The sequence below is a fragment of the Ottowia sp. genome (assembly GCF_047975795.1).
GTDB lineage: Bacteria > Pseudomonadota > Gammaproteobacteria > Burkholderiales > Burkholderiaceae_C > Ottowia.
The window spans coordinates 21,041-27,488 of the sequence record NZ_JBKEEE010000033.1 but is presented as its reverse complement, the minus strand read 5'-3'; the positions used below and the strand labels follow the sequence as shown (position 1 = coordinate 27,488).

Below are 6,448 nucleotides of genomic sequence, written 5' to 3'. Positions count from 1 at the left end.
GCGCAAAAGGAGTTGGTGGCGCAGCAGCAAACGCATGAGCAGGTGCAGATCATGCAAGAGCCACCGAAGGTGCGCTCGCTGGGGCTGTGAGGGATGGTGGGTCGCCGAAACTCCACAAGGACAACTTACACAACGGCGAGGCTCGGAAGACCCGTTGGACTTTGATTCGTGCAGCGCATGTCTGCGTGCAAGACGCCATTTTTGCCGATGAGCCTGTTCTGGCCACCCAGGTGCTGACGCGAAGAGCGCTTGGGCATGCGGCGCAGCAGCTTAAGCAGCACTGATTTGATCGACCACCAAAAGGCAGAAAGGGGTTAATCGGTCAGTTTTTTATCCCGGCGTTACCATCACGGTAATTTCATTGCCAGCACGAAAATAGATTTTTGGCCCAGATATCGTGCTGTGCTTCATAAGCCCGATGAAAACACTGTATGGTCACCACTTCTACGCCACCCGGCTCCCCCTACGGCACCTTGCCTCCCGCCTCGCCCGTATCCCGGCGCAAGCCCATCAGCCTGCCCAGACTGGCGCAAATGCACGCCGATGGCGAGAAGATCACCATGCTCACGGCCTACGACGCCACCTTTGCTGCTGTGGCCGATGCGGCGGGGGTTGAATGCCTGCTGGTGGGAGACTCGCTGGGCATGGTCTGTCAGGGCCTGCCCAGCACTGTAGGCGTGACGCTGGAGCACATGCGCTACCACACCGAAAGCGTGGCGCGCGGCCTGCACCGTGTGCAAGGCACGGCCTGGTTGATCGCCGATCTGCCGTTTGGCAGCTACCACGCATCGCCTGAGCAGGCGCTGCGCTCGGCCACTGTATTGATGCAGGCCGGTGCGCACATGGTCAAGCTCGAAGGCGGCGGCTGGACGGAAGACACGGTGTGCTTTCTGGTCGAGCGTGGTATCCCCGTCTGCGCCCACCTGGGTCTGACGCCGCAGACCGTGCACGCGCTGGGCGGCTACCGCGTGCAAGGCCGTGGTGACCAGGCCGCGCAAACCCTGCGCGCCCAGGCACTGGCGCTGCAAGATGCCGGTGCCGCCATGCTGGTGCTGGAAATGGTGCCCGCCGCGCTGTCAGCCGAGCTGACCGAAGCGCTGCCACGCTGCGCCACCATCGGCATTGGTGCCGGGCGCGGCACGGCGGGCCAGGTGCTGGTGCTGCACGACATGCTGGGTGTCAACCTGGGCAAGAACCCGAAGTTTGTGCGCAACTTTATGGCCGACAGCGGCGGGGGCAGAGAAGGTGGTGTCAAGGCCGCCATTGAAGCCTATGTGCGCGCTGTGAAAGATGGCAGCTTTCCAGACGATGCGCTGCACGCGTGGTAGCCTGCCAGCTTTTCGCCCCGCGCATCATTTTTTTGCAGCCGTTGCCACCTATATGCTCATCGTCCACACCCTTTCTGAACTGCGCCACGCCCTGCGCCATGCCGAGCGCCCCGCCTTTGTGCCCACCATGGGCAACCTGCACGCCGGGCATCTGGCGCTGTTTGCACAGGCCAAGCCGCTGGGCGACGTCACCGTGGCCAGCATCTTCGTCAACCGCTTGCAGTTTTTGCCGCACGAAGACTTTGACAGTTACCCCCGCACGCTGGAAGCCGACCGCACCGCCTTGCAAGCCGTAGGCTGCGATGTGCTGTTTGCCCCGCGCGAGCAAGACCTGTACCCTGAGCCACAAACTTTCAAAGTGCTGCCCGATCCGGCCCTGGCCGATTTGCTGGAAGGTGAATTTCGCCCCGGCTTTTTCACCGGCGTGGCCACGGTGGTGATGAAACTGTTTGCCGCCGTGTTTGCGGGCAAGCCGCACGGCGTGGCGGTGTTTGGCAAAAAAGACTACCAACAGCAAATGGTGATTCGCCAAATGGTGCGGCAGTTTGCGCTGCCCATCGACATCGTGCTGGGCGAAACCCAGCGCGCTGAAGACGGCCTGGCGCTGTCGTCGCGCAACCGTTATTTAAGCGAAGCCGAGCGTGCCGAGGCGCTGCAACTCAGCCTGAGCCTGCGCGCGCTGGGACGCGATGCACTGGCCGCCGCCCATGCGCTGCCCCAGCAACTGCCTGCCCTGGAGGCTGCCGCCATGAAAGCGCTGACCACGCGTGGCTGGACACCGGATTACCTGACAGTGCGCCGCCGCACCGACCTGCTGCCTGCGCAGGCGGGCGATGGCGACGGTGCTCTGGTGGTGCTGGGCGCGGCCAAGCTGGGTGGCACCCGGCTGATCGACAACCTGGAGGTTTGAGCACGCCGAAAGGCGCACGTTGATGGCCTCGCTGGTCTGTGGCCGGTGCAGCAGCAGTCGAAAAGTGACTCAAACGCCAGATTGCTATAAGTTTAAAAGCAATATACGCTTAATTTATCTTCATAAACGGCCGATTTAACCAAGTATGCAGATACAAAAAAGCCACGCTCTTGCGTGGCTTTGACCTTGATCGAAAGCAAAATGCTGGAGGTCAGTTCAGCGGCGTGCGCTGCTGATTTTTGTAGCCGTTCAAGGTAACGGCAGGCTGGGTCAGCTCGCCTTTGGGCGTGAACTGCACCTGCGCCGTCAGGCCCTTGTAGTTGGTTTTGGCCAGTTGCGGCAGGTAGACCTTGGGGTCGGTGGAGTTGGCGCGCTTCATGGCATCGGCCAGCACCATGGTGGCGTCGTAGGCGTAGGGGCTGTAGATCTGGAACTGGTTGGGAAACTTGGTATCGTAACGCTTTTTCCAGTCTGGCCCGCCTGCCATTTTCTCGACGGAAATGCCTCCCGTGGCGCAGGTTACGTTGCCGACGACAGCGGCCTTGGATGCCAGCTCGGACAGCTTGGGCGTGCACAGGGCGTCGCCGCCAAAATATTTCATCTGGCCCATGCCCAGTTGTTCCATCTGGCGCAGCATGGGGCCGGCCTGCGCATCCAGCCCGCCAAAGAAGATGGCGTCGGGCTTTTTGGCCTTGATGTTGGTGAGGATGGCCATGAAATCGGTGGCTTTGTCGGTGGTGAATTCGGACGACACCACGTTCATGCCGCGCTTTTTGGCTTCGTCTTTGAACACTTCGGCCAGACCTTGACCGTAGGCGGTGCGATCGTCAATTACGGCCACGGTTTTCAGCTTGAGCGCGCTGGCCGCATAAATGGCCACGGCCGCGCCCAGGGCGTTGTCGTTGGCAATCAGGCGGTAGGTGGTGTTGTAGCCGGGCTTGGTCAGGTCGGGGTTGGTGGCGGCGGTGGTGATGTGGGGGATGCCGCATTTGTTGTAAATGCTGGAGGCTGGAATGGTGGTGCCCGATTGCAGGTGTCCGATGATGCCTGCCACTTTCTGGTCGCACAGCTTTTGCGCCACGGTGGTGGCCTGCTTGGGATCGCCCGCGTCGTCTTCGGCCACCAGCTCGAACTTGATTTTCTTGCCACCGATGGTGATGCCCTGGCCGTTCAACTCGTCAATGGCCATGCGCACGCCGTTTTCAGTGTCTTTGCCGATGTGTGCAATGCCACCCGAGGTGGGGCCGACGTGGGCGATGCGCACCACTTGCGCGTCTTGCGCTTGCGCGCTGGCAGCGGCTGCCAGTGCAGCACCAGCGGCCACGGCTGACAGAAAAAAGCGGGAAGTCTTCAACATAAACGTGCCTCCAATCAAAATTGCACAGCTATACAAAATTTACAGCGCCTTGTGGTGGGCGCTGTGCCTGATTCACAAAACTGATATTCAACGCGTCGGGCCGGGGGATGGCTGACTGCGGTTCACTATGGCCGCTCATTCGCCCAGATAGGCTTCGCGCACGCGGGGGTCGGTCAGCAGTTGCTGGCCGGGGCCGGTCATGGTGATCAGGCCAGAATCCATCACGTAACCCCGATCGGCCAGCGCCAGCGCGCGGCTGGCGTTTTGCTCAACCAGCAGCACCGTGACGCCTTGTGCGTAGACATCGCGCACCACTTCAAATATTTTGTCCACCATGATGGGCGACAGGCCCATCGAAGGCTCGTCCAGCAGCAGCAGTTTGGGCCTGCTCATCAGTGCGCGGCCCATGGCCAGCATTTGCTGCTCGCCACCAGACATGGTGCCCGCCAACTGGTCTTTGCGTTCGCGCAGGCGCGGGAAGATAGTGAACACTTTTTCAATGTCTTGCGCAATGCCAGCCTTGTCGTTGCGGACGTAGGCACCCATTTGCAGGTTTTCGGTGATGCTCATGCGGGTGAACACGCCGCGGCCTTCGGGCACCATGGCCAGGCCCTGTTTGACCAGATCCCACGGGCCTTGACCCTTGATGGATTTGCCCAGGTATTCGATGTCGCCTCCGGCCAGCGGCAAGGTGCCGGTGATGGCCTTCATGGTGGTGGTTTTTCCCGCGCCGTTGGAGCCGATCAGTGACACCAGCTCGCCTTCGTGCACTTCAAAGTCCACGCCCTTGACGGCCTGAATGCCGCCATAGGCCACCTTCAAGCCAGTGACTTTCAACAGGGTTTGCGTCATTTCAATGCCCTCCGGTGCCCAGATAGGCTTCGATGACTTTTTCGTCCTTTTGCACTTCTGCCGGGGTGCCCTCGGCGATCGGCTTGCCGTAGTCGAGCACGGTGACGCGGTCGCACAGACCCATGACCAGCTTGACGTCGTGCTCGATCAGCAAGATGGTACGACTGTCGTTGCGGATGCGGTCGATCAACTCGCGCAACTGCGCTTTCTCGGTGGCGTTCATGCCTGCGGCGGGTTCGTCCAGGGCAATCAGTTGCGGGTCGGTGGCCAGGGCGCGGGCAATTTCAAGCCGCCTTTGGTCGCCGTAGGACAGGGTGCGCGAGCGCAGGTGGGCCAACTGGCCAATGCCCACGTAGTCCAGCAGTTGCTGGGCGCGCTCGGTGATGGCGCGCTCTTCAGCCTTGAAGCCGGGCGTGCGGAAGATGGCACCCACCAGGCCGGAATGGGTGCGCACGTGGCGACCGACCATCACGTTTTCCAGCACCGTCATGTCGGCAAACAGGCGAATGTTCTGGAACGTGCGGGCAATGCCGGCTTGGGCTACCTGGTGCACGGCCTGCGGTTTATAGGGCTTACCGCACAGCTCGAACGTACCGCTGTCGGGCGTGTACAGCCCGGTGATGACGTTGAAGAAGGTGGTTTTACCCGCGCCATTGGGGCCGATCAGTCCATAGACCTGACCGCGCTCAATGGTCATGTTGACGTCGGACAGGGCCTGCAAGCCTCCGAAACGCTTGGATGCGCCCTGGACGTTGAGTACGGATGGCGATGTGCTCATGTTTGAATCGTTTTTCCGTGGCTCAAGGGTTGATGGTGAACTGCCGGTTCGGCGTGTTGTCCGGCTCGGCGTCGCCTGGGAAGTCAATGCCAGGTGGATTGTCTTGCGCCGACAGCGGGGCAATCCGGCCTGGGTCTTCGGTGTCTGAACCAGGGCGCACTTTGCCGTGTTCAGGCGCAGGCCATATGCCGCGCGGGCGCAGCAGCATGATGGAAATCATGGCCAGGGCAATCAGCAACTGGCGCAAGATGGCGGCGTCCAGTCGGCCATCGGTCATCGACTGCAAGGGGCCTGCCACGTAGCGCAGTACCTCGGGCAAGGCCGACAGCAGCACGGCACCCAAAATCACGCCGGGCAAATGCCCAATGCCGCCCAGCACCACCATGGACACGATCATCACCGATTCCATCAGGCTGAATGATTCGGGGGACACAAAGCCCTGAAAGGCGGCAAACATCGACCCCGACACACCGCCAAACGATGCGCCCATGCCAAAGGCCAGCAGTTTCAGGTTGCGCGTGTTCAGGCCCATGGCCTTGGCGGCGACTTCGTCTTCACGAATGGCCATCCAGGCGCGGCCAATGCGCGAGTCCTGCAAGCGGTGGCAGATCACGATGGTCAGAATCACCAGCGCCAGAAACAGGTAGTAGTGCAGCGTGACCGAGGCGACTTCAAAGCCGCCGATGGTCAGCGGCTGCCCCAGATCCAGCCCCAGAATCTTCACCGAATCAATCTCGCTGATGCCCTTGGGGCCGTTGGTGATGTTGTAGGGGTGATCCAGGTTGTTCATGAAGATGCGGATGATCTCCCCGAAGCCCAGCGTGACGATGGCCAGGTAGTCGCCACGCAGCTTCAGCACCGGAATGCCCAGCAAAACGCCAGTAAGTGCGGCCAGGCACAGCGCCAGCGGAATCACCATCCACAGCGAGGTGTGAAAGCCGTTTGGGAAGGCGGCGGCCAGCATCGGAAAAGTTTCGGTCAGATGCGGCGAGGCCAGCAGGCCAAACATGTACGCACCTACGGCAAAAAACGCCACGTAGCCCAGATCCAGCAGACCGGCATAGCCCACCACGATGTTCAGCCCCAGCGCCAGCATGATGTACAGCAGCGCGATATCGGCAATGCGCACCCAGGCGTTGCCAAACGATTGCAAGATGATGGGCAGCACCAGCAGGCCAATGCCGCACAGCACAAAGGCGAGAAGTTTGTTTTTTTGCGTCATG

Annotated in this window: 6 protein-coding genes; 2 read left to right on the top strand and 4 right to left on the bottom strand. The window is 61.1% G+C overall.

The window, feature by feature from the left end:
* Positions 1 to 431 precede the first annotated feature (431 nt).
* A complete protein-coding gene (gene panB / locus ACK5NW_RS04795; RefSeq protein WP_416925596.1) occupies positions 432 to 1,328 on the top strand; it encodes a 3-methyl-2-oxobutanoate hydroxymethyltransferase in 897 nt (298 codons plus the stop codon).
* 52 nt (positions 1,329 to 1,380) lie between these two features.
* The gene (gene panC, locus ACK5NW_RS04790; protein WP_416925594.1) at positions 1,381 to 2,238 is read left to right on the top strand and encodes a pantoate--beta-alanine ligase; all 858 of its coding nucleotides are present in this window, start codon (positions 1,381 to 1,383) and stop codon (positions 2,236 to 2,238) included.
* 211 nt (positions 2,239 to 2,449) lie between these two features.
* On the opposite strand, the gene ACK5NW_RS04785 is transcribed toward panC, so the two are convergent.
* The 4 genes from ACK5NW_RS04785 to ACK5NW_RS04770 all read right to left on the bottom strand — a co-directional run bounded on the left by ACK5NW_RS04785 (position 2,450) and on the right by ACK5NW_RS04770 (position 6,447).
* Positions 2,450 to 3,595 carry a branched-chain amino acid ABC transporter substrate-binding protein gene (locus ACK5NW_RS04785; RefSeq protein WP_416925592.1) on the bottom strand — a complete coding sequence of 382 codons (1,146 nt, stop codon included), beginning with the start codon at positions 3,593 to 3,595 and terminating at the stop codon, positions 2,450 to 2,452.
* Between the two features lie 135 nt (positions 3,596 to 3,730).
* Positions 3,731 to 4,447, bottom strand: coding sequence for an ABC transporter ATP-binding protein (locus ACK5NW_RS04780; RefSeq protein ID WP_416925590.1), 717 nt, complete (start codon positions 4,445 to 4,447; stop codon positions 3,731 to 3,733).
* A gap of 1 nt (position 4,448) precedes the next feature.
* Complete coding sequence (locus ACK5NW_RS04775) at positions 4,449 to 5,225, bottom strand: ABC transporter ATP-binding protein (protein WP_416925588.1); 777 nt, start codon at positions 5,223 to 5,225, stop codon at positions 4,449 to 4,451.
* 22 nt (positions 5,226 to 5,247) lie between these two features.
* Positions 5,248 to 6,447: a branched-chain amino acid ABC transporter permease gene (locus ACK5NW_RS04770; protein ID WP_416925586.1), complete on the bottom strand. Its 1,200-nt coding sequence runs from the start codon at positions 6,445 to 6,447 to the stop codon at positions 5,248 to 5,250.
* Position 6,448: the final 1 nt, after the last annotated feature.